Raw genomic sequence first — 24,847 nt, 5'->3', positions numbered from 1 at the left:
GGCCGCATCATTTGCGGCCAAGCAGACAGTTGGATCAAATTCGGCTACATGCTCACCATCTGCATTCGGCCGAAGCCGCGATATTCGCTGGAGTGATCAGCGCCTGTGTGCAAAGTTGCGAGGCGCACTTCGCCCCGGTAGGATGACCGTGGAGACCTTCTCCTCATCCATCCGTCGGCCCATTTTGAGAGCCTCGACCACTAGTCCGCCGCCACTGTCGAGTGCCATGGTCTGAAAAACACGTACAAATCACCTCAACTACTGCACGATTGCTACCACAGCCTGCTACCACCGCGCAACGACGGCAACGATTCACGAGGGTCTACCGATTGACCGAAATCGACCGCGCCAACCCCGATCCGGTGTCGTAGGAGGGGAAAAGAAGCGAAAAGGCGTCCTTTAGCGGAGCAAAGTTTGGGGCCAACGCGGGCAGAAGCGTGTGAACGCGGTCCAGCGCTTGAGCATGTAGTCCATTGCTTTGGCGATGTCGTTGCGACGTGAGAGCTTGGCGCGTTGCTCGCGCATCCAGGCTGCTAAATCGGCGATCAGCGGCGCGCTCAGTTCCTGGCGGACGGCCCGGCGCCGTTCGGGCGTCTCGCCGTTGATGCCTCGCTCGATCTCGAACAGGGCGTCTATCCGGCGGACTGTTTCCAGCGCCAGCGGCGAGATCACTGCCGGCTTCTTGCCCTGAGCCTTGCGACGCGCATTCTCGGCGAGATCAGCCATCACGAAGAACGGTCGCCGGGCATGGACCCAGCACGCGGCTTCCAGGATCGGACCTGCGTTGCGGCCTGGGTCGTAAAGCTTGCATAGGCATCGGCCTGGAGGATGCCGCTGGAACCGGCCAGATGCCCCTGGGGATGCTCGCCGGCGCGGTCGCGCGAGTAATAGAACACCGCCCCAGGCGGTGCCGGGCCGCCAAAGGGCTTGTCGTCGCGCACATAGACCCAGATCCGGCCCGTGTGGGTCTTGCCTTTGGCCAGGACCGGGACCGTGGTGTCGTCCCCGTGCAATCGCTCGGCGCTCAGCGCATAGGCCTCGAGGCGCTTGAACAAAGGCGCCAGCGCCGCGGTGCAGCCGCCGACTTGGTCGGCCAGGGTCGACAGACTGATCGGCACCCCCTCCTTGGCATAGCGCTCCGCTTGCCGGTTCAGCGGCTGATGTTGACCAAACTTCTCGAACAGCACCATCGCCAGCAGGCTTGGCCCCGCCCAGCCGCGGGCAAGCACATGGAACGGCGCCGGAGCCTGGTTGATCTTCTCGCAATCACGGCAAGTAAAGTTCTCGTGGACGTGCTGGATCACCTTCCAGGATTTCGGGATCACCTCCAGCGTCTCGGTGATGTCCTCGCCGAGCTTGGACAGCCGCGCGCCGCCACAGCAGGCGCACGCCACAGGTCCCGGCAGCATCACCCACTCGCGAGGCAGATGCTCCGGGAACGGCTGGCGTGACGGCCGTTGCGCGTGAACGACGCCACCTTCGTGGTCTTGGTCGCAGCTATTTCAGCGGTGAGTTCGTCCTCCGTCGCCGAACTCTCCAGCTCCTCCAACGTCAGTTCAAGCTGATCCAATACGGCTTCGCAAGGTTATTGACGCGCAAGGCCGGTGCGCTCCCACGAACGTATTCATCGTGCTACCGAGCGGCGCGCGGAAATACTCGAGTACATTCCGTCAAGAGCTGCCCCACATCTCAGTGCGAGACTGGGACCTTGAACTCGACGGCCCCAAGATACGTGTGGACGGCAGTGTTCTGCCCGCCGAACGACTGGTGACCTTCATGTCAAACCGAAGCCCCGGTAGGACTTCTATGAGCCTCATCGGCCGCGAGTTTGGCCTAAAGCCTCACCAGCGGAAAGACCTGCAGAAGGCTTTGCGTGACGAGAACCACCCGACGACCTTGAAGCTCAAGGAGCTGGGGGTCACGTATGGTTCGGAAGGTAAAGGCAGGGGAGCGAAGAGCTTCCTCGTGAAGGCAGCCTAACTAGCACAGGCCGCACCGAACGTTATCAATTTGAAGCCTAAGGTGCGGCCTTTTTTCCGGCCTGCGCATTCGGGGCGCTTAAACTCGAAAGCGTCATAGTAGCAGACCTGCTAATAGGATCGCGATGGCGCCCGGTCCTCGGCACGCTCGTACCGTTGAGAACCGCCCCCAGCAGCAGGGGACTTAGGTCGGACTTGTATGTTATCCTTGCAAAGAAGGCGGAGCGCCGGACGATGGAGGAGATTCTAAAGAAGCTAGCAGAGCATTTTGGTTTCGCCGCGCCGTTCGGGTACGCGGCGCTGGCATATGGCTTCTTTCTTTGGTTAGACAAAGAAGCGTCAGATGAGGCAAAGGCCGCGCTCGCGCGAACCATGAGGTTTAAAGATTACAAGAACGAGCAGGTCGCCTCAGCGTTGGTCGAAGTATTTGATCGGATTTACACGCATCCGCTGTTGCGTTGGCGGGCATTCTTCCGGCCCTTTTTGATTACGACCTTAATTTCGGCTCTCTACGTTTACGAGACATGGCCGAAATTCCATGCGACTGAATTTGATGAGTTTCGAGAATTGGGGTTTGGTTTGGTGTTCAACTTGTTCTCAGACTACCTGTCTCTGTTTGTGATCAGGCCATTGCTAATTCGAAGCGGCACGACACCAGTGATCGGCCTCGCGGTCGCCGCCGTGAGCGGGATAGCTATCGTTCTTGCCACCAATTCATTCCGATGGCTACTTATCTGGTGCGCAGGCGGGGAGTGCCCGGGTTACGACTTGTTTAATATTGTTAATCAGGTACTAATGCCGGGGGCAATGGATGATCAGCACCCGCTCTACAGTGTACTTGAGAGCCTATTCTTCACATGGCCTGCGCTCGCAGTTTTCGTTTGGTTACCGTTGTTCGCGCTTGGTATCCTGACCGCCCGCTTGTTGACGCCCTTGTCTTGGCTGGTCGGAAGAACGCAGTGGTTCTTAAAAGAGGGGAAGGATCATCCGCTGAAGGCAATAGGATACGTAGCTACCATTGTTGTCTTCCTCTGCACTGTTGCTGCGCGGCGGACCTCAGCGCTTCGAAGGTGGGGCTCTAGGGCCCGAAATCGGCAGTGTACCGGCAGGTTCATGACGCTTGCCGTGCTCGTCTTGATATAGATTTCAAGGCGATGTTTGTCAGCAAGAAGTCAGCACCTGCCGTCGCTGCGATCGTTCGACCAGCCTCACGCGACGTCCTCTCGAGTGTTGGCTTGCGCGTCATAGATTCTCACTCGCAGCATGAGAAACCGCTTCTTCAGCTCGCGCACGCCGCTTTTGGCGCCGTCTCTCGTCGCAAATTCAGTGTTGTGTCGCCCATTGATTTCGAGTGCGTAACCTGAACCGGCATCACGGGCGAGAGCGACCATTTTTTCCTTTGACAGTAAGAAGACGCGGTCGACCACTTTGCCCGAGCGCGCAAATCGCGCCAGCTCACTCCTATGTTGAGCAACGTTTTTAACTGCTGAAGTTCGCGATTTGCTGCACGAAGGGTGACGCCTTTGCAATCTCGACCGGAGCCAAAGGGTACTCGCAATCGGAACTTCTCGGGTCGATGCCGACCATCATGGTGACGTGGTGCTCGGTGCAGAGCTACACCGTCAAGGTTCATAAGAACGCTGTCATTCAGCTCATCTTCGAGAGAGCTTGAATCGTACGTAGCGTCATATTGTACTCTATCGATTGCGTAGAGTTTCACTTCGGTCGGCATTTGGGACGACATTTACCGCGACGTGTCGAGTTAAGGACGGTACCGCCAATGGCATGAGTGATGCTTCTTGGAATAAGCGAGACGTTAGACGAACCCCATCGACGCATGTGCATTCGGCAGCCGTCCAATCCTGCTGGACTGGGGTGCTATGGGAGAGCCGTGGCGCATTCTTCATCTGCCGCGATCGCGCTTGCGACCATGCCGAGTCGCGCTGGTGGACGACGAATCGAAGAACTGAAGCATGAGCGAACCGGCATGAGATGCAAATCGACCGTCTCCTCAATATCTCTTTGTTCCAAACGCGGAGCGCGGAAGTGGACAATATACAATCGATGACTCCACAGGAGCTGCGCTCTGCAATCAGTGGCGGTAGGGTCTTGGAGATAACTACGACAACTGGCTGTGTCGTCAGATGTTCTTATTGTCCGCAAGACAAGTTTGCCGAACGGCAAAAAGCGATATCCGACGTGAAGCATCTTTCTCTCCAAGATTTCAAGCGATGTCTGGCGCGCGTACCAGCAGCCGTCGACATTAGCTTTTCCGGATATTCGGAGCCTTGGCTGAATCCGGTCTGCACCGAAATGGTTGAGCATGCCTATGCGTGTGGTCATGGAATCCGAATTTTCACAACCCTGGTAGGAATGAACGGGCGGGATCTAAGACGTTTGCGTGCGATGCAGTTCCGCGTTTTCCTAGTGCATGTTTTTGATGACGGCACGCACATGGATAGTGGTCTCGTCAGGCGCAACTATGTCGATTTGATGCGCCAACTTGTCGATGCCGACATTTCATCGTTGCTCTTCATAGTCATGGGCGAGGTGCATCCCGACCTTGTCGGCATAATTCCTGACCAAGCGCTGGTTCGTTCGCGTCCGCCGCGCAGCAGGGCTGGCAACGGCGAGAAGATGGTTGGAGCGCGGCAGCCAATCACTGGAGCACTGACATGTCCTGACGAACGGCAATATCGTAATGTTCTTCTCCCAAACGGCGACGTTACTTTCTGCTGCATGGATTTTGAGCGACGACACGTTTTGGGCAACCTCCTCCGCGACAGGTACAAGGATCTCTTTGAGGGGGCAGCATTTTGCAACATTGCCGATCGCATGAACGGAACGGATGGCTTTCTGCTTTGTCGATCGTGTGAATTCGCCGAACCAATAACGTCGGAATGCTGATCTTTGAGAGAAGTTAACCCCTGCTCGAGGCGAATCGCGCGCCTAGCAAGGACGGCCTTCCAGCGCATGACCACATCAGCCGCCGGGACGACCTGCGATAAACGGAGGGCCGCCATGGCCTGGAGCATTTTGTTGGTCGCCGGCCTGCTGGAGGTCGCCTGGGCAATCGGCCTCAAATACACCGAGGGCTTTACCAAGCCCGTTCCCTCCGTGCTCACGCTCGCGGCCATGGCCGGCAGCGTGACCCTGCTCGGCCTTGCTCTAAAGACGCTGCCCATTGGAACTGCTTATGCGGTCTGGACCGGCATCGGTGCGGTCGGCACGGCGGCGCTCGGCATCATCTTGTTCGGAGAACCGGCCGCCGCATTTCGCCTTGCCAGCATCGGACTGATCGTCGCCGGCATTGTCGGGCTGAAGCTCGTGTCCTGACGAAAACATCGAAAGCATTGACCCGACCAGGTCAGCGCCGCAACGATAGCCGAGGTCGGCACGTGATTCTCCAGGCATAGACGATCGAGCTGGCCACGTTCCAGCGCACCGCGGAGGGCGCGGCGCCGACAATGGCTAGGAAAGTCGCCAAGGAGAAGATGCCGATGCAAGCCCTCTGGGCCGAGACCGTCTGGGCATTGAAACCCAGCTATGCGGCAGATCTCCGGGCGACGGTCAAGAAAGGTCGCTTGCCGGAGTTATAGGACCCTCTCCAGAGCAGCAAGGGAGAAGATGCAGATCGGCGGATCGTGTTCGTTCTGAATTGTTTACGACCATCCCGCGTCGCCACCATCAGAGACTGCCGACCCAGTTCAAGCCGCAATCAGGTGAGCTTGCGATCTCTGAGTGAGCTCAGCTCCGCGGCTCGAACTACCGGTGCGACTTCATTGTGTGGTTGCAAAGAAGCTCATTCACCCAATGTCTTTTGCAGGAGCCTTCACTGAAATCAGCGAGCCGGCGGTGCCGGCGCGCGGCATTCGATTCGTGTTCGACCTCAGACCCGCGGCTTGTTTGAACAATGATCGCTATTGTCGCGTAGACGACATCGCGATCGAAAAACGCCGGGAGCTTGCATCATGCCCGTCGGCACAGAGTCTGCACACAACGAGGGCATGGGAGCGACGCCGCGAATTCAGCGGCTCACGCTTCGTTCTGGAACGCGCGCACTTCGAGTTCGGAAAGGTGAGATGCGATCTGACGTTCTTGTTGGGGTTGCTCATTCGGCGGATCTCCAACCAATCGTCAGCGAGCCATGCTGTTTCCAACCGAACGAGCAGCTGCATTGTGTTCTGAGGCATTGTTGTGATCGGCGCCTGCAAGGCAGGCCCACACGTCTTTGTGACCGAAAACGCACGTGTGGTGTTCAGCTTGTTACGCGCCCGGCCAAATTCTGGCGTGAATCGGAGCAGCCGTGGCTTGAAAAGGCAATCGCCGCCGATATCGCCAACAGCAGCGAAAGTCCGGGAAGGGACCTATGCGGCGTCCTGCAGCAAAGGGCCCAATTCGATTACCGTCCTTTCGATAGGCCCCGCGGAGCCGGCGTTGAGCAAGCGCTCACAGCGGCTTCCTGCATCAGACTTGAGTGCGAGTGTATGAGTTTTGGTGGGACGGCATCTGGCGACCTCTGGGAATCAAGCTGCGAGCCCTGGGCTTGTCAAACCTGAAAGTTTGCGTCGAATCGAGTGGAGGTCGGCTGCATCCCAAGCCTCATTCATGTTGCCTTTCTCGCCCAATGGTGCCTTGAACGCCACTGGCCTTCTTTCTTCCGCTCAACCTGTACCCGGCGGAACTGATTGTTTTCCGTGCCACGCCTTTGCTTTGTCCGGAGAGCCCGCCATTCTTCCGAGTAAATGCGGCTCTCTCGAACTCAAAAGGCGCCGCCTTGGCATGACTGCGAGTCCATGATCCCGAAGAGTTAGGGCGAGAACCATGACGTTCCTGTGGAGCTCGCGATTTTCTGTCTTGCGACTTTCGCGCTTACGAGAGCTTGAGACCATCTTACCCCTTTTGAGCATGGTTGCGCGGCCATGCGGAACGACTCTGGTATATATTCTGGTGTGAGGAATACCGGTCAAGGGTGAGCATTCGCGTCGTCAGAACAGCTGGCTGGTTCACCACCTAACCGAATGCACGCTCGATATAGCCAAGGTACGGCAAAGCTGCCCGCCCACAAGCCCAGTCCGGCACGATCGGCCGCGCGTTGCGCAGCGTGGTATCGGCGCCGGGAGTATCGCTCCCAATCGAGCACGAGACCGTTGCGCACCAACCATTCTCCGAGATCGATGCCATCAGCTGAACAGATCGCCAATGTCCGTCCACACTCATCCTCCAGGACTGACAGACAACTGATTTCGCGCTCTGCAATGAAGGCTTCAAGATCGCTCGCGGCCATGAGGCCACATCGATAAGGATTGAGGTTGATATCTCGGCACATTTGAGACTTGTCCGGCGCGTCGATGCCCCAGAGCCTAACGCGTGTCCCGTGAATTTCAAGGGTGTCGGTGCTGATGACCTTTGCCGGCCCGGTCAATTCGCCGGCAAACACGATGCTGCACAGTGCGAGCGTGGTCAACACCACGATCAATCCATACATGGCGATCTTCTTTGTCGAACTGCGAACATTCCGGCCGAGTGCAGCAGAGCATGGGAAGCCGCCGAACGGCGGTCCATCGCGGCTGTGCTGAGGAGGCTGCCAATGTTGCATGGATAAGCTCGTTCGACGGATGACTCCCAGTGTATCAGCAGCGCAAGACGCCCTCGTGTCCAACCTCGCCCCCGATGCTCTGCGACCAGGCTGCTGCCCTGAGCGCTTCCCGCCATTCCTCCACGTCGTGGCGGCCGTTCGCCTTCGCCACATCACGCACCAGCAGGTCGAAATCGGTAGTGCGCGTCCGATCACCAGCGACCGGGCCGGCGCAGACGGCCGGCCGCAATTCGGCGAGAAATGATTTCCTGGTCGCCTTGTGCGGAATGAGCCTAAAGTCGGCCCCCTCGCGGATAACAGCGAGCGCACGTCGCCCGGGATCGCTGCAGCCGGCTGCTATCGGGGAAAGCGTACGTATCGCTTGAGCAAAGCGGCCGAGATGGCGGCCATCGTTACTTTCGACCGCAACATGCCTTCTGGGAGAGGTAGGCGACAGATCCCCTCACACTCACGCCGCCCAATTTGTTTCCCGAGCGCCAGCGCAGCCAGATCAGCCAGCGGCTCGACCAAGGCCACAACTGCATAGTAAACCGCGAGCAATGCGACTTTACCGAGGTTGGCGGCGCCGAAGCCCGCGCGATAGAGCGCCAAAGACGCGATCCAGACAGCGATACCGGATTGATACGCAGTCGAGAGCGCAAGCGCCTTGCTGTACTGCAGATCGCGATAGGCAGCCTTGGATGGAATGAGGCGCTTGGCGAGCGCCTTGATCGCAAACAGCGGCATTAGAGGCGTCGTGACATTCATCCGATATTGCGGCAGGTCGGTCGGAACAAAGAGGACGCTTTGCAGCAAGAGGCCGAGCGCAAGACCTAAGGCCGCCGGCGCCGCGCCAAACGGGAACAGCGTGGAGCCCAGGACGAGGTGCACTTCCGAGGCCCAAACCGCAAAGTGCGGCAGGAATTCGAATAACGTGAACACAAGGCCCGCCGCGGCGATGGCTTGCACAGCAAATGACAGAGCGCGCCGCTCGTGTATGGCCTCGACCACAAGCTTGGCGACGACGCAGCCCATCGCAATGCCTGTCGCGCAGCTCAATACGAACTTGGCGCTTGTTACCATTCCCGGTTCGATATGCACGGTCTCTAGTCCTTTCTGCCGTTGTACTCGGGCCTTGGCTCAAGAATTTGGCGCGACGTTCGTGTGGCTGACGGTTGGAAACGGCACTTCACCTTCCCCATCCTCGGTCCACGGGCAACGTGCTGTTTTCGCCCGATCGGACCAGGTCTGCACTCAGCCTTCGCTCGGTCTTTGCGACATTTCATAGCAACAGCTATGCCAGCGCCGCTGCCGCGGTTAAGGCTCTGATTGCGCTTTGAAAGCTTGTGCGGCGCCCAAGATCCGCCGTGTTCTGTAGCCGACATGCTCTGGAGGAAATTGAACACACATCGCGACCAGCTTTTTGATCAACCTGCGCCGTTCCAATCGATCATTTTCGGTTGCCCATTGAAGCGGAAATCCTGACGCCGCTGGCGCGAAGACACCGGTTCGGCATCAATCTTGCTCGACGTTGTTCGAGGAAGGCGCCTACGGCGCAGCCAAATGTTTGGCGGCCGGGGATCGTCGAATTCCTCGAAGAGCTTTGCTGGGCGTTCGATTGAGCTTGCGGGCAAGCATGCACGAACATGAAATAGAGACCACCCATCCAAACTCTGGAGCCGGCATTTGCTGGATCTCAGCGTCATCTCTCAGCAACGCGCCCGGCAAATTCCGCTGCACCCTCTGCGAAGTTCTGGACGTGTTTCTGGGGGAACGCTATCGCGTCGCAGTGGCGCCAAACCGGATGCTAAAGTGAACATGGATCAACTTACGCCCGGTAAGCCTGTGGTCTCCGGACAGACGGCGGCCGCCTCGGTGCTGCGCATTCGGGCAGTCATGCTCGGGGATCGTATCAACCCGTCGGCTCTGGAAATCGGAACGCTGGTGTCCTCGACGCCGGTCGCTTTCCGCATTCATGCGGGCCTTGTCGTGGTCTTCCGCTATGGCGTTGTAGTGCTCATCGGGTTGTCGCCCTCGGAGGAAACCGCTCTGATCGAAACCCTGATACCGCGCGTCATCGGTGAACTCACCTCCTGTGAGGAGGATAGCGCGCAGGCGCAGCTCTGCAACGAGCAGAGTGCTGAGGTCATCCTGCCGGGCGGGCGGATTTGTCTTAGAAATTTTAGTGACGATCGGCTGCTGCTGATCGCCGATACGCTAGCCAAGAGCACGGCGCTGGAGCGAGATGAGCGCCGTGTCGCCGCGGTGTTCGACGTGATCGAACCCTTTGCACGCGAACTGGCCGAGCGCGGCCGGACGCCGCGGGGCCGCAAGGGCATTCTCCAACTGATCGGCAATGCGCTCCTGGTCGAGCAGCGCGTCGCGGGCCGCATCGCGATTGCCGAAAAGCCCGACGCACTCTGGGAGAAGCCGGAACTCGAGCGGCTCTATGCGCGTCTGAAAGACGAATACGAACTGAAGGAGCGTCTTGAGATGCTTGAGCGCAAGCTGTCGGCCATCTCCGGAACGGCTAACGCACTGACGGACATTATCGACACACGGCGCTCGCTGCGTCTTGAGTGGGTTATAGTCGTGCTGATCGTGATGGAAGTTGCGATCGGATGTTTTCAGATTATTGCAGCAGGTCACTGACGTGCGGCTGGCCGCAGCGCGTGAGGCGCCTTCGTGGGGTTTGAGCAGGCCTACTGACCGACCTGGCCGGCATTGACGTGGGACGCGCCGTTCGGCCGTACTCAGCTGCGGATTTCGGCTGTGTCTTCGGCGTGCTCGTGGACACGACGTTCGGCGAAAGCCGCTGCGGCTCGCGAAGACAGCGAATAGCCGACGCGAGTTCGGCGTATTTCCCGGCCTCGAGCAAGGATAGGGGGTTTGTGGCAGACGCTCGGCGGAGCGTTCATGTCGACGATCCAGCGCCACCCAAGAAGGCCCTTTCTCCCAATTTGCAGCGGGCCGCCACTCAGCTTTTCTGCTATTCTCGACTTGCTCGCGGAATACTTGCCAGGGCCGCGGGCTGTCGATTCCCCCAGGACGCCTCACCGAGTTGAGCGACCGCCTTTCGCCGCTTTGGCACATCGCCGCGGCTCGGTCGACGTGTCCTGCCGTGATTTCCCTTGCGTAGCTGTTAGCGAACGGTTCCATGATCCGCCAGCGGGCAAACGCGCGCTGCAACTGAACATGAAAGCTGAGAATGCGGATCTCGTCCTCGCTAACGCGAAGGTCGCCGAGCTTGACGCGGCCGGGACTGCGACCGGACGTGCATAGCGGCTCCGCGCCAGCGATAAACGGGAAACGGATGACAAAGGAGCTACGCCGCGAATTTGGAGGCGGTTTTAACCTCGCAAGCAGGCGCCGAGATTTTCTGACGTCCCCATCCGCTCTGGACATTCAATCTTGCAGGACTGTCCCTCAAAGCGCCCTGGACACTCACGCACGCTCGGCAGCTGCTCTTAAATCCGCGTCCGAACCGATCCCGGCCTGGGCTGATCGTTCAGGAGCCCGGCGAGCCTAGAGGCCTTCAAGGACTCCTTCGAGCCGCTGTTCGCGAATGATTGCGGCCAGTAGCGAAACGGCCTCCTCCCGATCGACAGTGAAGCAGACGTCAGGCGCTCGCTCAACCAACAGGTCCAGCAAGGTCGGAAGGTCAGCAACGTGGTGGCGTAAGGTCGAGACCACATCATTTGCGAGATAGGTCGCGAAATCAGCATTCGGCGGCGGATCAAAGTCCAAGTCGACCTCGGCGCGCTTCTCGATCGCATGTCGTATCAACTCGCCCTGCCGTCTTGCATTCATCGAGAGCATGAACACCGCATCCGCGAGGTTCTCGCGCGGCAAGCTTCTCAGTTCGGCCATGCGGGCCTGGATGTCGCCCACCGAACTCTCACGGCGTGCCTCTGCTCGCCGCGCGTTAGCGGCTGCCCTGCTCTTTTGTAATCGAACCATCGTCATGCTCTCCGGCCGACCATATATCCCGGCGATACAGGCGAATGAAAGGGCACAATTGTGTGCTGCATGCACGCAGCCCACCTGACGAATGCGCAACCGGCGGCTGCGCGAAGGAGTCGCAAATCGCTAATTTTGTGATCCGCCGTGCTTGTCTAGTCTACAAGGCGCTCGATGGCACGTTGTCGGGTCGGCGGCTATGGCGAAGCGAACTCCTGCTTCCAGCGTTCCGTTTGAGGTGATAGGCAGCGTTGCGAGGCAGTGGCGGCAGGCGGATCGCCGCGAACTCCAAGAAGGACGAAACCGGCGAGATTTTGGGGAGAGAACCAGGATCGGTCGATCCGAGATGGACGACCTATTCCCGCCAATGCGTTGCGCCCTGTTTCGGATCCGGCTCGCTTTGGGTATCTCCGGGCATATTGTAGCGGAACCTGGGAAGGGCCCGCCCGGTAGATGGAAAGATCGGGACTCGATTGAATCAGGTGAAATCTCAAACTCGCGCGTGATCTCGTTGTACCGCCACTACGCCGCAGCCTGCCGATCAGCCCCTACCCCGAAGCTTTAACCAAATTTGAATAGCACACCGTAACCGCCACGTGGGTAGCTCCACTCGATATCACCACTTTCTTCGCAGATCACCCGGCAGGTGCCGCACTCGACACACCCGTCGACTGTCACCTCAACATGACCTTTATCGCTGAGCTCGTAGCACCGTGCAGGGCAGGCCTTCAGCATCGATAAGAGCCGCGACGAAGGTGTGGTGTGCGGCCGCACCTTGATATGGGCGCGGCCGGAATCAACGAGATAGCGGTTGTAGAATAGTTTGTCTTCGACACGTCGGGATGGCTCGCTCGGCATTGTTTCTGGCTCCGTCATTCGTCGTTGTCTTTGGTTTATGATCACCGCCAGGCCCGGGCAATGCGCAGGGCATCGCTGAACAATCCACTCCACGACCGCGCCTTGATGAACGAGCTCAGCATCAGCTTCTCTTTCTCAAGCTTTGGTGTGCCGTCGACGCGCACGTAATCCTGCATCGCCTTGGAGAAGAGCTGCGGATATGTGAGAAAGAAGTTCTGCGAGTGGGTGTGCATCAGTGCCGGCATATCCTTGTACTTCTTCAGATCCTTGATCACGAAGGATTCATTCAGGAGTTTTTTGTAAAGCGAAAGATTTTTGGCCGTCATCGGATCATTTCGCGATTTGATAAGACAGATCGCTTCCGCGGCGATACGGCCCGACGTCATCGCCAGATTGGACCCCTCGCGATGGATGGCGTTGTTGAGCTGGGCGGCGTCTCCGACAACGACCCAGCCGTCACCACAAAGCTGCGGGATCGCTCTGTATCCACCTTCGGGGATCAAATGCGCGGAATATTCCTTTACTTCCGAACCCTCGATCAACGGCGCGACGGACGGGTGACGCTTGAAGCCCTCGAGGAGGCCGTAGGGCGTCTCGCCAGTACGCTGGAAATCGGCAACAAGACAGCCGATACCGAGCGATATGCATTCCTTGTTGGAATAGATGAAGCCCATACCGGTCATGCCGCGGGAGATGGTTCCGGCGGCTTCGATGACGAGCCCCTCGTCGCCCTTGAGATTGAAGCGAGCATCGATTGTCTCGCGCGACAGGAAATGCATCTCCTTGACCGCGAGTGCGACCTTGTCCGGTTTCGGCCGCCCTCTTAAGCCCGCACCCGTCCCGAGCACTCCGTTTACCCCCTCGGCCAGCACGACGACATCTGCATGGATTTCACCCCCATCTCGGTCTGTGCGCACCCCGACGACCCTCCCATGGGAATCCTGGAGGAGCTCGGTCACCGTGGTCTCGCACAGCACCGTGGCGCCGGCCTCGCGGACCTTCTGCGAGAACCATTTGTCGAACTGCGCGCGGATGATGGTGTAGCGGTTCGGCTTCTCCTCGTTGAAATCATCGGAGCGATAGTGAATCCCCGTGTGCGAACGCTCGTCCACGATCCAGAAGCGTTGCTCGACGAGATGCCGCTCAAGCGGTGCATCTTCTCGGAAATTCGGGATCAGCTTCTCCAGCATGTCGGCATAGAGGATGGCGCCTTGCACGTTCTTCGACCCCGAATACTCGCCGCGCTCCAGCTGCAGCACTTTTAGGCCCCGCTCGGCCATGGTAAGCGCTGCCGCATTCCCGCCCATCCCAGCACCGACGACGATCGCGTCGAATCTTTCCTCGATCATAACAAGCTCCCCTAGCCAGCGATGCGGTCGTGCGAGTGCGGCGACAGCTGCGCGCGGAATGCAGAGGTCAACGCGGGCAACAGTCGAATGGCGTCGGTGACGATGCCGATATGGGCGAAGTCGAAGATCGGAGCGTGCTTGTCGGTGTTGATGGCAACGATGAGGTCGCCCCCCTCCACGCCAACGCGATGCTGGATCGCGCCGGAAATACCGGCCGCGATATAAAGCTTTGGCCGAATGGTTTTCCCGGTCTGGCCGATTTGTCGGTCCGCGGTGACCCAGCCCTTCTGGACCAGCGGCCGCGAGCAGCCATATTCGGCGCCAAGCACGTCCGCGAGCTGCTGTACCAGTTGGAAGTTCTCAGGCGATCCCAGACCGAGCCCTCCAGCGACGACCACGTCGGCATAGGCAAGGTTGGACTTTGTAGAATCGCGGTCCGGGAGGAACGACAGCACTTTTGTGACGATATCTTCCTCTACAAGCCCGAGCGGATGCGAGATGACGCGCCAGACGGCGCCGGTCACGCGCTCGGGCATCGGCATCACGCGCGGACGGACGGTTGCCATCTGTGGACGATAGTTCAGTGTGTAGATCGTGCACAATAGTGAGCCGCCAAACGTCGGCCGGGTCGCTGCAAGCGAGCCGTCGGCATCGACATCGAGCTCGGTGCAGTCGGCAGTTAGACCGGTGAGCAGTGTGGTGGCCACTGAGCCGGCGAGGTCGCGGCCCAGTGTAGTTGCCCCTAGGAGCAGGATTTCCGGCTTGTACGTATTGACCAGCTCTGACAGGGCCTTGGTGTAGGATTCATTGCGATAATCGGCCAAGAGATCATCCGCGACGATATAGGCAAGATCGGCGCCGTAGCAGAAGGATTCGGCGACCGCCTGCTGCGTTGTCTCCCCGACCGGGCCGATGACAACCGCGGCGAGGTCAACGTTGAGCTTGTCGGCGAGCCGGCGGCCGGCACCCATCAGCTCCCAGGAGACGGGGTGCACTATCCCGCGTTCCTGCTCGATGAAGACCCAGACGTGCCTATAAGCCTTGAATCGTTCGGGCAGCTCCCTCTTGGTCGCCGCGCGACCACCACCCGGGGCCGGAGCTGCGCTTTTGGGTGCGGTGCTCATCATCTGTACTCCCATCCGTGTTCAGTAGCGGCTCGCCAGCGAAGCGTGCTCCGCCTCCAGCTTTGAATTCGCGGGTGAAGATTGCTTCAGTTAAAGTTCGGCCGCGTGCCCGCCGCCATTTTTTCAACACTGCCTGGCAGCAGCGCGGGGCCCAGACACCCGTTGCTGGACCTTGATCGACGAGCCCGGAAGCACGCGCTTGGGCGTTCTTTCCCGGTTCGGCATTCTGGGTCACCGTTTGGCGATGGAACTAGTGAGGCACGCAACCGGGCGGTCACTCGATCCGATCGATTGGTCCCCCTCATCTTCGAGATGCAACCGAGTTGAACAGACCGAGGACCTGCCAGAGGCTCGGCTGGTCCCATTGCCGCCCGCGAGCTTGCCGGTGAAAACGCGATCCATTACTCCGAATGCCCTCGCAATATTTCCGATTGCAGCGACACGCCCGCAACTCTTGGCGAGGGCACGAGGGCCGGCGGTGAAGCCGCCCGTCAACGGCGCCGCGCGACCAGCGCCGGAGAGCAAGGGCGCCGCCCGGAAAACCTCGGCCATAGATCGGCCAGCGGGAGTGATTTCGTCCACGACTCTTTGGCGCGGATCACGCGCAGTTTTCAGCTCAGCCGGGCCGGAATATGCAACCATCGCTTTGGCGTCGCGACGTATCATGGTGTCGACAGGCAGCGCGCGCGAAACTGCGCGGCGTCAAAAACAAACTCGATGCGGACCAAGATGTGCATTCGTTTCTCCAGACTAGCTGAGTAAATGTCAGCAATTGTCGTACCAATTGCGCAGACGATGAAAATTGACCGCCAATACAGAATCTTACTGAAGGAAATCGGATTGGCAGCCTCTCACGAGGATCGGAACATTCGACACCGTGCTGGACGTATGTCCAGAATGCGACAGAAGACAGTCATCCGCATCTTGGTGCTCTTTCCTCGCCAAGTATGTGCTCCCCGCTGCCGGCGTACAATTGCAGGAGATAGGTGCACCATGGGCACCAGCTTGAAACGACGGAAAAATCAGCGCTGAGCCGTGATTGGCTCTTAGGGAGCCGAGTGTCCAAGCTGCGGACCCGCGGCCGTAACTGCAACTTGCGTTTGAATTCGGCGCCCTGGGTGGTTGGCAGGTTCTCTGAACCTTCACGCTCCAGAGCACGATATAAACTGAATTCACTCCAAAGAACCGAGCTGCACCAATGCTGGATGCTTGTTCGATTGTGGTGCGGCCGCATCCTTCAAGACCTTGAACACGCGCTGTTCGATCGGGGAGGACGTGACGAAATCGGCATAGGCGCGCTCGAGCGTGGCCTTGCAACGCGAGGCGATGTCAGGATCGGATGCACCGGTAAACTCCTCGCCCGCGAGATATTCACCCATGCGACGCAGAATATGAAGCCGCGCCACGTCGATGATTTTCGCATCGTACTCGACGCCGAGCAGTGCAAAAAACTCCTCTGCCGCGGAGGCCTTGTTCAATTGCGAAAGGATCCCGTCCGTCGTCATTCTCAACCTCCATCTAGATCCGCGACCAGAAGCCGTCCTGGCCCGAATGTTCCAACCTGATCGCGCGAAGCGCATGGCTGACCACCTGATCGCCCTCCGTTGAGGAGCGATCTCTCATGAATGTCGCGCCACATCGCCACCACCGTTCCTCGGAAACCGGGCCTTTGTGCTCGACGGCATGCTTACGAACGCGCGCGAGAATGGTTTGGGTTTCGTCGGCGGTGACCGAAAGCTGCAAGTCGGACAACAGCGAAGTGACAGCGGCAAGCTCTGAATGCTCGCCGATCACAATGCGGTGGGTCGATCAGGAAGTTGACATCGGCACGCGAGGAGTCTTCGCCACCTAGCGCGACACCCAGTCCCTTGTCGCGAGCGTAGGCCACGACGCGCTTCACCCGCTCCAGCACGGCCAACCGGCGCCACCGAGTTTCGCCGCAATCTGCGCGTCCGACGATGGAATCGATAGGATTACCACCGAAACACCGGCCTCGATCTCCGCATCGACGTCCGCGGGTTTTATCTGGCACCAGCCGATGATCGTGGCCGCGAGGCCAGCTTCGGCGACCGCTCGGATCGCGGCAATCTCTTCCTGACCCATCGCCGGCGTGCCGGCCTCGATCTCCGTGACTCCGGCCGCGGCCAGCGACACGCGCCATCGAGACATTTTCCGGTGTCGCGAAGGCCGCGCCCGGCGTCTGTTCGCCGTCGCGCAAGGTGGTGTCATTAAGGACTATCGACCTCGACTGATCTTTGTCGGGCGCGGTGATTGCGGCAGCTAACGCCATCAGCGGCTCCGTAGGTTTATTCCGGAAGCTGTACAGCAACTGCTGTGCCAAACCGCTCGAATTCCCGAGAACTTGTGAATGACGTCGAATTTCAGATTAGTCCGGTGTGTCGCAAATCCGCCAGGGTGGAAACGGCGGAGCGCCAGGTCCGGTGCGCTTGCGACCGAGCTGAAGGCAGGCGCCGAGCTTGGAAGCTTGGCAGCCGGGCAACGGTTCGGGCCTGACCTCAAGCTGCAACACTTCGGGAAAAGGCGCGTGCATCCCGGCGCTGATCGAAGAGGATTCTTGAGCCATCCGGTCGTCCAACCACAAGTCGTCGTTCGTAAAAAGTCAGCGGGCGCGATCGAGAGGGCGGATGTTGGCCTCGATCGCGCGTCAACATAGAACATTTTGGCGGTAAATGTGACGGTCGCATCCACCAGTTATCAAGCCCGATGATCAGGCCGCCGCGTCCTGCTTAGGCTGCCTGCGCGAAGTTGTTTACCCGGTGTCTTTTCAAACCCTCAGTCCGGTCATGTGACCGTTGGTCGAAAGCTGGTCCGATACACCGGGACTCGCGCCGAGGAGCGGGCATGCAATATGAGCTCAGCCCTGCGAACTTCGGATGGCTTGGACGGAGTCATCGAGACGACGCAGATGATCCCGCCGGCGTCCGGCCATCCGGCTCTCCCCGCTCTCCTCGCCGAAGCAAAGATCAAAATCATTGCATTCCGTGCAGACCGGCGTGGTACACATCACCAGACCGTCATCTTCGCATAGCGTGCGATAGAAGAAGCGCTTCCACCGCATGTTCTTGGTGTTGCGAGCCGCCAGCGGCCCGAAATGGCGCATCAGGAGGCGGGACAATTCGTCCCGCTCCCGCAGACCGAGATCTTCCCACAGGTGATTAGGCTCCATGGCGCGCCGCGCGATCATCGTCGCGAGCCAGCCGCCGACCTCTCCATGAGTGGAACGTTGCGCAAGCAGGAGGTCTCGCACCATAATCGTCTCGTCAGGAGCCGGTAACGCGGACTGTTCGCGCCAGGTACAACTCCTGATCGGCGTCGATGGAAAGTATTGCACCAACAGCGCATCGAGCTCCTGGTTAGTCAAGCCGGCCCGTTCGGGAAGTTGGCCGCCATCCATAGCGGATGCGGCGAGAACGCAAGCGAGCACATGGCGATCGAAATCGTTATCGTCGCTGATGTCGACTTCTGTTGGATGGCGCCCGGTCAGAAGCCCGTAGAGCTCACTCGCATCGCGCTGCTCGGCGACGTGAGCTGCTGATACAGGAGATGACACTGTATTGGCAAATTCGCGTTGTGTGCCAATCATAAAGGTCCCGCAGTGGACGATGTCGGCCTTCCCCGGTCGAGAAGGCCGACAAGATGAACTACGCCGAAACAGCGGCGAGCTCGGCGGCGGTCTTGCCGACCAGGCTCTCGTCGACAGGCTTGATGATGCCGTGCTCCATGAGCATATCCTCGAGCTCGTCCATGCTGATTGGCGTCGGGATCGCGCCTTGTCCCGCATTATTGTGGATCTTGGTCGCGAGATTGCGATAGTGATCCGCCTGCTTGGACTCTGGCGCGTATTCCAGCACAGTCATGCGGCGCAGCTCCGCGTGCTGCACGACATTGTCGCGTGGCACGAAGTAGATCAGCCGGCTGCCGAGCTTCTTGGCAAGAGCATCTGCCAGCTCCAGCTCCTTGTCGGTCTGGCGCTCGTTGCAGATCAGGCCGCCGAGGCGCACGCCGCCGGAATTGGCATACTTCAGAATACCCTTGGAGATGTTGTTGGCGGCATACATGGCCATCATCTCGCCGGACATCACGATGTAGATTTCCTGTGCCTTATTCTCGCGGATAGGCATCGCGAAGCCGCCGCAGACGACGTCGCCCAGCACGTCGTAAGAGACGTAGTCGATGTCCTCATAGGCGCCATTCTCCTCCAGAAAGTTGATCGAAGTGATCACGCCTCTTCCGGCGCACCCGACCCCCGGCTCTGGACCGCCGGACTCGACACATCGAATGTCCTTGTAGCCGAGCTTGATGACGTCCTCAATTTCGAGGTCCTCAACGCTGCCGGCATTCGCCGCCAGACTCAGAATGGTGTCCTGCGCTTTGGCGTGCAGGATGAGGCGAGTCGAGTCCGCTTTGGGATCACAGCCGACGATGAGAATCCTTTGGCCCAGCTCAGCAAGAGCCGCCAGCGTATTTTGCGACGTTGTCGATTTGCCGATGCCACCCTTGCCATAAAACGCGATTTGTCTCAGCGAAGACATGTTGCTCTCCATCAACCGATTGCCAATTTTGCGCGCCGAACGCGCGAGGCTGTTTCTCTCTCAGAAACGTGGGCACACGGGTTTCGGGAAGGAGGCCATCGCTCGCCATCGGCGTCGGCGTGCCCTCAGCCCTCACTCCTTGTTGCTGCATTCAGTTAGCAACTGGCGTGCCATTCGTTCGCACGCGCGTTAAGCATCTGATTAGGCTTGACTAATAGCGCAGCGCCCGAGACCGGAAGCTGTGGTGGACCCGACAGCGGCAAGGGCTCTGACAGAAAACCGACAAAGCGGGGCGCGTGGATTCCCCTGCGAGAGGCGGGCGAAGGAGCGCGCAACGGGAATGCCGGGCCCAGTCAATTGAGGAGACCACACGGTGCAGATAGGGTCCGAGGACACCGCCATCATCAAAGGCGAATGTTCCACGACCGGCATGATGGGACTTGCCATCAGCGGGGTGGCATATCGCTTGCTTTGCCAGTCGCGGAACGCTGTTTCCGTGTGACGCGATGCTGTGAGGACAATATGCCTGGAATTGGAAGTAAGTTGCCGCCGTTCGACATCACAGGCGTGAAGCCCGGGTTTCACCTGCCAGAGGAGAACGGGCAGAGCGCCTTCGAGACGCTGACTGAGAGGAGTTTCCCCGGAAAATGGAAAGTCATCTTCTTTTACCCGAAGGATTTCACATTCGTCTGCCCAACCGAAATCGCTGAGTTTGCTCGCCTGTCCAAGCATTTCGCCGATCGCGATGCAATCGTGCTTGGTGGCTCGACCGATAACGAGTTTTGCAAGCTCGCTTGGCGGCGTGAGCACAAGGATCTGCACCGTCTATCGATCTGGCAGTTTGCGGACACCAAGGGCGCACTGGTCGATGGCCTTGGAGTGCGATCGCGTGATGGCATCGCGCATCGCTACACGTTCATCGTCGATCCTGAGAACACGGTCCAGCATGTCTATGCGACAAGCCTCAATGTCGGCCGCAGCCCGACGGACACGTTACGCGTTCTGGATGCGATACAGACGGAAGAGCTATGCCCTTGCAACCGCGAAATCGGCGGCGACACGCTTAAAATTGCCTGAGACAACATATCGAAAGTGCAGCAAGGAGCAGCTCCCGAATTCGAAGGACGTCATATTCAATCGTTTCTGGATACAGGCGATCTTACCGCAAATGCGGCCTGCTGCTAGCGAGTGCGGCACGCAATTCAATTCTCATTGCCACCATGGAGTCTACCGCGGCCGCCGCGCTGTCCGCGCGCGGCAGTCGCGGCGGCGAAATCAACAGCCTCGATGATGACGATGAACAAGGTTCACCACCGCTCTTGCTCACCTCATAACAAATCCCGCATACAAGAGGATGCCGAGGCGGCTCCGCATGAACATACAAAACACTTGTACGCTTCTGCGCTTACTGGACGCACATCTCCTGCCGGAGTTCCTTTATGTTGTCGCCATAGGCCGGACCGCGGCTATTCCCTTCTTTCTGCGCCTTGCCGGCCCGCAGCATCATCGGAGCGATCTGCGTCAGCCGCAGGCCGCTAATGCTGTAGGCCGACATGCCGGCACCCACGGACTCGGAAAAATCGTGCCAAGCTCCCTCTTCCGGGCAACTAGGTTCCAGTAGTCGCGGCTCGAGAAGGATGGAGGCAGAGGGAGATAGCTCAGCGCCGAATGACGTCTACCGGCCGGGATGATGATCCGCCGGCACGCTCGCGGACCGTATTTCCGGGCTCGATAAATCTATATTGACCGATGTAAGCCGCACTATGAGACGAACGAGTCGGGCTTATCAACCCCTGATTAAAACCATGACTCGACGAGTTTTAGGCCAAGTGAGCCGGTCTATCAGGAATCGGTCAGCTCGTTCATGGCGAGCTGACCCTTGGGCGCAGGGACCTGAAGCGATCGGGTGGCCTGGCGGTCGTAAGCCGCCTGGCCGTCTCGATCATCACGCCGGTCAATTTCCGAACATTGAGGCGGATTTCAGCGCTGGTGACCCAAGCCAATCCCCAAGGTACGTGCTTTCTGTCTTAAAGAGCCCTCGGATCGCTTCATAAGCTTTGAAACCCTAGCTACAGGGGTGCGGGCCTTTGAGTGCGCCTTGAGCAGCTTGACGTCATCCTTACTATACTCTTTGCGCTTGGTGCTTTTTGCCACGTGTTCTCCGATTTCGCTTTGCACATCTGTTTGTAGCGTCTTGTTTTTGGCGATGACGCAACTGCTTCCCATTACCATATCAATGGTCATCGACAACTATTCAAGCGGATTTTTCTCTTTGAGATAAGAACCGGAACTACACGCGAATTTGTCCTCTGTCATCTGGATCTTTATTCGTGACAAACCTGATTTTCCACGTGCACGTCAGCGCCTTCAACATGGAAGCAAGCGATAGAGATGGGACACTCGATGCGTCTTCGAAACAACAACTCGAAAAGCGCTTCTGCTTGAACGCGCCGACTTCACTCAGTAGTTTGTAGTATGATATTTCCAAGCCCCAATACGTTGATGCACTAGAGAGAGCGGATGGGCCGGGACAGTCGCACTGCCTCACTTGCGCGCGCATCATCAACCGGCCTTCACGGCGAGTGCACGGCGGTGGACCTAAGGGCGAGTACTCACAAAGGCACATCTTACAAAGCCTGAGCGTTATTCCTCGTCAGCAGATCGAGCACGGCTCGCTGATCCAAACTTCATCTACCGCAGTATCCTTGGTTTAATAAGCCACGTTGACGTTCCCAGGCGATTCCGTCCTCAGCGAACAGTTCTGGGAGACCATCGCCTGTCCCCGTCTTATGGACCCGATGGACGAGCGAGCGACCTGATCGTGATATTCCCGGGCCGGGCACTACGGCATGGCAAGCAACCCGCGGGCCTAGCCGTCCTGTGTGAGCTTGGCACCGGCAGGCGATTGCTTGATCGATTTGCCAGAGCGCTTGGCCAGCACAATGCCGGCGCGCTGCGGATCATTCGTGATCTGTAACAGTGACCTTCACTGTCGAGTAGATGCAGGTCGAACTTCCAACCCGGCGGAACGGATTCTGCGTCATCTCGGACGCCTCGCAACAAATCCAGGCAAGATGTGGAGCTTTCTGCCGGAGCGTCAGGCAGGGCCCAGAGGCTGTATGAATAGCGGCGAGCGTCTACTCGATCTCCGTCAAGGCGCCTTCGAGCACCATCTCAACGATCTATTGCCAGAACAAACGTTCAGGGTCGGCGTTCAGAACCGCTGTCGCCAGGCCAAGCCGTTGATGGGTTGAATGCCACTCCCAAAGGCCCCTGCGGTGATCTTTGCGGAGCAGCTGCCATGCCGCCGCAGTCCGATCGTGGTGCAGCAGCGCGACGTCGACGAGGCCGCCCTCCGCATTGATATTGCCTGAGCAGCACGGGCTCTCGACCAGATAGCCACCAGCAACCGCTGTCACCTTTGGCGAGACATATCGGTAGTGCTCGCGCTTCTTCAGCGCGCGCACGATCCGCCACCGGTCGAGCTCGTTGGGATGCGCAGGCAATCCGGAATGATGTCGTCTGATGATTGCTGCGTTCATTGCGCGATATCCTAGACTGCAGAGATTTCTGCCTCGAGGCAGCCAACCACCAACTGCTTGCCGAAGTCGACCATATAAATGGGTAGATTCGCTCCCGTATGGCGACCGACCTGGACGATCTGACCAATATACCCGACGCTGACCAGACACTCTTCGGCCGACGCGCCGGGAAAGGAACCGTCGTTGAGCAGATCGATCGCCGCCTTGACACGTTGGCCTGACCGGTATTTTGGCGATCTTGGTTCGATCATCGGGGTGCCGCTCCTGGCAAGAACGGCTCCTCGCCTTCGTGGCTTGGCGAGACTAGATCGAGCTCCTTGCATTTCATGCCGACGCGATTGCCGGAGCCGAGGAATTCGACTCCATAAATATAAAATTGTTGCAGGAACGTGCCGATCGAGACGACATAGCCAAGCTCCCCTTTCTTGACCAGAACCTCACCGATCTCCTTGCCCACATAGGTGCCGTCGTTGCGGATGGTGCGGTTGGCCCGCACGTTGTCACCATAATCAAAGAAGGGGGCGTCCGTCAGCTCGACGATGTCACTATCACGGGCGATGTTGCTCATGCTGCCGTCCCCGCTCCATGGTTCAACTGTACCGCGCCTCGCGAGCGCCCGGGCTTACGAACCGCCCTATCATGATGCTCGATGGACCCCCTCCATTCCCGCACGGCGGCGCTTGGGGTCACGGATTGCATGAGCCTGTCGGGATCCCGGTGCAGCAACGTCAATGCCCGCAGCCTAAAATCGAGACGATCGAGACAACTATCCGTGAGCCCATCGTTGATGTTGAAGAAGCCATCGACGCGGCACGCGCGTCTGTCATCGAGCCGGGCGTGCTTGAGCCGGCCGCGAGCCGCGTGCTTCAGCGCGGGATGCGCACAGCTGACAGAGTCGACCTGATTACCCCGGCAACCGAGGGCATTGTGGACGTGATCACTCACGGTCCCGCCCATACGCTCGCCCAACAACACCTTGGCGCTAGCATCGTCCGCCGGACAAAGCCCCAGCAGCCTCCGACAGTTGCCGTCCTTCGCCGGGTTGCCCGAGACGCACCTGCAAGTCGGCAATAGGCGTTGAGCGAGAACAGGAAGACCCGCACGAGGTGCTCTCATAGCAGCCGAATTCCAACTTGGTGGCGCCGACCGCACCGGTGGCAGGAAATTCGTTTCCGCATCACGTGATCGGGTCCGAACGCCATGCCGTGGCGCAGGTGTATTTCTGCACCTTCATCGAGGTGATAGGATAGCCCTGTCGCCCTGTGATGATGCTTAGCCGGCTCGATACCGTGCGACCAAGACACGGCTCGGTGAGGACGCCCTCTCTCGGATGACCAACTGAAGAAGGCCTCGGGCATGAATATCGCCTGTTCAATGATGGCCGCACGTGACTGGATTGATATCGTGGAAGACGGGTCAGCCCTTTGTGGGTCCATCGGCGAAATTGATCCTTGACACCCAAGACAGCGGCCTTCGGGTCGACAGGAATAGCTCGAGCGCTCCCGCCAACGTACGCGTTGCCAGAATATGGGTCGACAACTGGCGAAAAGGTTAGCGACCAGGGAGAGCCGTCCACCCGGTCTGAGAAGGGGAAAGTTGTGGCCGGCGCCTCGTGAAGGCGGAGCATCATCCGCCCGAGTTTCTGAACGAGTGTCGTAGTGACATCCATCGTGGCCCTCAAGCAGCCTGGTGACGCGGCAGCGCCGTATCAAGCACGCATGTATTGTCAACCGGGCAAACTGCCACGCATTGGGGCTCATCAAAGTAGGCGGCGCACTCGGTGCATTTCTCAGGATCGATCAGGAAAACGCCGGCTCGCTCGGAAATAGCGAAGTTCGGGCACTGCGTTTCGCACGCCGAACAGCCCGTGCATTGCGAGGCGATGATCTTGAACGGCATTGTCT

22 protein-coding genes and 3 pseudogenes are annotated in these 24,847 nt (G+C 58.9%); 6 read left to right on the top strand and 19 right to left on the bottom strand.

The features are described 5' to 3' along the window. Positions 1-432 precede the first annotated feature (432 nt). Positions 433-1,573, bottom strand: a pseudogene (locus tag IVB45_RS04550) (IS66 family transposase); the annotation flags it as partial. Positions 1,574-1,806: 233 nt separating this feature from the next. On the opposite strand from IVB45_RS04550, the gene IVB45_RS04545 reads away from it, so the two are divergent. Both IVB45_RS04545 and IVB45_RS04540 read left to right on the top strand, forming a co-directional pair. After that, entirely contained in the window at positions 1,807-1,980 is a 174-nt protein-coding gene (locus IVB45_RS04545) for a hypothetical protein (RefSeq protein ID WP_247359591.1), read from the top strand. 233 nt (positions 1,981-2,213) lie between these two features. Further along, on the top strand, positions 2,214-3,122 hold the full coding sequence (locus IVB45_RS04540) for a hypothetical protein (protein ID WP_247359590.1): 909 nt from the start codon (positions 2,214-2,216) through the stop codon (positions 3,120-3,122). Between the two features lie 65 nt (positions 3,123-3,187). Here IVB45_RS04540 and IVB45_RS04535 read toward each other — a convergent pair whose 3' ends face one another. Further along, complete coding sequence (locus IVB45_RS04535) at positions 3,188-3,370, bottom strand: hypothetical protein (RefSeq protein ID WP_247359589.1); 183 nt, start codon at positions 3,368-3,370, stop codon at positions 3,188-3,190. An 808-nt stretch (positions 3,371-4,178) separates the two neighbouring features. On the opposite strand from IVB45_RS04535, the gene IVB45_RS04530 reads away from it, so the two are divergent. Further along, the gene (locus tag IVB45_RS04530) at positions 4,179-4,886 is read left to right on the top strand and encodes an SPASM domain-containing protein (protein WP_247359587.1); all 708 of its coding nucleotides are present in this window, start codon (positions 4,179-4,181) and stop codon (positions 4,884-4,886) included. A gap of 114 nt (positions 4,887-5,000) precedes the next feature. Then, a complete protein-coding gene (gene sugE / locus IVB45_RS04525; RefSeq protein ID WP_247336440.1) occupies positions 5,001-5,315 on the top strand; it encodes a quaternary ammonium compound efflux SMR transporter SugE in 315 nt (104 codons plus the stop codon). 26 nt (positions 5,316-5,341) lie between these two features. Here sugE and IVB45_RS39005 read toward each other — a convergent pair. The 3 genes and pseudogenes from IVB45_RS39005 to IVB45_RS04515 form a co-directional block, all read right to left on the bottom strand. Continuing rightward, a pseudogene (locus tag IVB45_RS39005) lies at positions 5,342-5,445 on the bottom strand (inorganic phosphate transporter); the annotation flags it as partial. 1,500 nt (positions 5,446-6,945) lie between these two features. Next, positions 6,946-7,578: a thermonuclease family protein gene (locus tag IVB45_RS04520; protein WP_247359586.1), complete on the bottom strand. Its 633-nt coding sequence runs from the start codon at positions 7,576-7,578 to the stop codon at positions 6,946-6,948. Positions 7,579-7,914: 336 nt separating this feature from the next. Continuing rightward, positions 7,915-8,658, bottom strand: a complete 744-nt coding sequence (locus tag IVB45_RS04515; RefSeq protein ID WP_247359585.1) for an energy-coupling factor ABC transporter permease — start codon at positions 8,656-8,658, stop codon at positions 7,915-7,917. 717 nt (positions 8,659-9,375) lie between these two features. On the opposite strand from IVB45_RS04515, the gene IVB45_RS04510 reads away from it, so the two are divergent. Next, positions 9,376-10,209: an RMD1 family protein gene (locus IVB45_RS04510; protein ID WP_247299143.1), complete on the top strand. Its 834-nt coding sequence runs from the start codon at positions 9,376-9,378 to the stop codon at positions 10,207-10,209. 873 nt (positions 10,210-11,082) lie between these two features. Here the strand turns inward: IVB45_RS04510 and IVB45_RS04505 are convergent. The 8 genes and pseudogenes from IVB45_RS04505 to nifH form a co-directional block, all read right to left on the bottom strand. Further along, positions 11,083-11,448 carry a hypothetical protein gene (locus tag IVB45_RS04505; RefSeq protein WP_247359584.1) on the bottom strand — a complete coding sequence of 122 codons (366 nt, stop codon included), beginning with the start codon at positions 11,446-11,448 and terminating at the stop codon, positions 11,083-11,085. A gap of 630 nt (positions 11,449-12,078) precedes the next feature. Beyond that, positions 12,079-12,375: a ferredoxin family protein gene (locus tag IVB45_RS04500; protein ID WP_083926516.1), complete on the bottom strand. Its 297-nt coding sequence runs from the start codon at positions 12,373-12,375 to the stop codon at positions 12,079-12,081. A gap of 41 nt (positions 12,376-12,416) precedes the next feature. Then, entirely contained in the window at positions 12,417-13,724 is a 1,308-nt protein-coding gene (locus IVB45_RS04495; RefSeq protein ID WP_018458224.1) for an FAD-binding protein, read from the bottom strand. A gap of 11 nt (positions 13,725-13,735) precedes the next feature. After that, positions 13,736-14,848, bottom strand: a complete 1,113-nt coding sequence (locus tag IVB45_RS04490; RefSeq protein ID WP_247299025.1) for an electron transfer flavoprotein subunit alpha/FixB family protein — start codon at positions 14,846-14,848, stop codon at positions 13,736-13,738. Positions 14,849-16,020: 1,172 nt separating this feature from the next. Further along, the gene (nifW, locus tag IVB45_RS04485; protein WP_247285952.1) at positions 16,021-16,353 is read right to left on the bottom strand and encodes a nitrogenase stabilizing/protective protein NifW; all 333 of its coding nucleotides are present in this window, start codon (positions 16,351-16,353) and stop codon (positions 16,021-16,023) included. A gap of 145 nt (positions 16,354-16,498) precedes the next feature. Beyond that, positions 16,499-17,138 (bottom strand): annotated as a pseudogene (locus IVB45_RS04480) (hypothetical protein); the annotation flags it as partial. 585 nt (positions 17,139-17,723) lie between these two features. Further along, on the bottom strand, positions 17,724-18,452 hold the full coding sequence (locus IVB45_RS04475) for a nitrogen fixation protein NifQ (RefSeq protein ID WP_247359583.1): 729 nt from the start codon (positions 18,450-18,452) through the stop codon (positions 17,724-17,726). A 58-nt stretch (positions 18,453-18,510) separates the two neighbouring features. Next, complete coding sequence (gene nifH, locus IVB45_RS04470; protein WP_026233535.1) at positions 18,511-19,401, bottom strand: nitrogenase iron protein; 891 nt, start codon at positions 19,399-19,401, stop codon at positions 18,511-18,513. Between the two features lie 522 nt (positions 19,402-19,923). Here nifH and IVB45_RS04465 point away from each other — a divergent pair. Then, a complete protein-coding gene (locus tag IVB45_RS04465; protein ID WP_247341865.1) occupies positions 19,924-20,478 on the top strand; it encodes a peroxiredoxin in 555 nt (184 codons plus the stop codon). Between the two features lie 328 nt (positions 20,479-20,806). Here IVB45_RS04465 and IVB45_RS04460 read toward each other — a convergent pair whose 3' ends face one another. The 6 genes from IVB45_RS04460 to IVB45_RS04435 form a co-directional block, all read right to left on the bottom strand. After that, entirely contained in the window at positions 20,807-20,956 is a 150-nt protein-coding gene (locus IVB45_RS04460) for a hypothetical protein (RefSeq protein WP_247359582.1), read from the bottom strand. A 425-nt stretch (positions 20,957-21,381) separates the two neighbouring features. Beyond that, entirely contained in the window at positions 21,382-21,645 is a 264-nt protein-coding gene (locus IVB45_RS04455) for a hypothetical protein (protein WP_247359581.1), read from the bottom strand. Between the two features lie 938 nt (positions 21,646-22,583). After that, on the bottom strand, positions 22,584-22,943 hold the full coding sequence (locus IVB45_RS04450; protein WP_247299034.1) for a hypothetical protein: 360 nt from the start codon (positions 22,941-22,943) through the stop codon (positions 22,584-22,586). A gap of 11 nt (positions 22,944-22,954) precedes the next feature. Continuing rightward, positions 22,955-23,194, bottom strand: a complete 240-nt coding sequence (locus IVB45_RS04445; RefSeq protein WP_018457702.1) for a nitrogen fixation protein NifZ — start codon at positions 23,192-23,194, stop codon at positions 22,955-22,957. Then, complete coding sequence (locus IVB45_RS04440) at positions 23,191-23,511, bottom strand: nitrogen fixation protein NifZ (protein WP_018457701.1); 321 nt, start codon at positions 23,509-23,511, stop codon at positions 23,191-23,193. Before IVB45_RS04440 ends, IVB45_RS04445 begins: the two co-directional genes overlap by 4 nt. A gap of 1,109 nt (positions 23,512-24,620) precedes the next feature. Continuing rightward, entirely contained in the window at positions 24,621-24,842 is a 222-nt protein-coding gene (locus IVB45_RS04435; RefSeq protein ID WP_247299039.1) for a 4Fe-4S binding protein, read from the bottom strand. Positions 24,843-24,847: the final 5 nt, after the last annotated feature.

The sequence above is a fragment of the Bradyrhizobium sp. 4 genome, from assembly GCF_023100905.1.
Taxonomy (GTDB): Bacteria; Pseudomonadota; Alphaproteobacteria; order Rhizobiales; family Xanthobacteraceae; genus Bradyrhizobium.
Note: the sequence above shows the minus strand (reverse complement) of the source record. Positions and strands in the feature narration are given on the sequence as shown.